This is a genomic window from Streptococcus sp. HMSC066E07, assembly GCF_001814695.1.
In the GTDB taxonomy this organism is placed as follows: domain Bacteria; phylum Bacillota; class Bacilli; order Lactobacillales; family Streptococcaceae; genus Streptococcus; species Streptococcus hominis.
Genome location: NZ_KV817469.1, coordinates 1 through 285, shown reverse-complemented (window position 1 = coordinate 285; position 285 = coordinate 1). Strand labels below are relative to the sequence as shown.

Below are 285 nucleotides of genomic sequence, written 5' to 3'. Positions count from 1 at the left end.
TTGTTGTTGACTACCAAGATAAGCAAGGCAACACCATTGCTCCGCGTATCGTAGATACACCAACTTCACGGGTTGGTACTTACTATGACACAACTGATCACAAACCAACTACCATTACGGCGGATGATGGCACAACTTATCGTATTGATACCAATGCTACACAAGGTCACGAGAGTGGTCAGGTTGTCGAAGGAACAACCCGCGTTGTCTATGTTTATGACAAAGTTGAAAAACCGGTAGAGAAGAAATACGGTGATGTTACCGTTGAATACAAGAACAAAAGCG

The 285-nt window shown here is 43.5% G+C and carries 1 protein-coding gene; it reads left to right on the top strand.

All coding sequences use genetic code 11. The features are described from left to right. The coding region (locus HMPREF2984_RS09760) for a MucBP domain-containing protein (protein ID WP_180363948.1) at window positions 1-285 on the top strand (285 nt) is incomplete at both ends.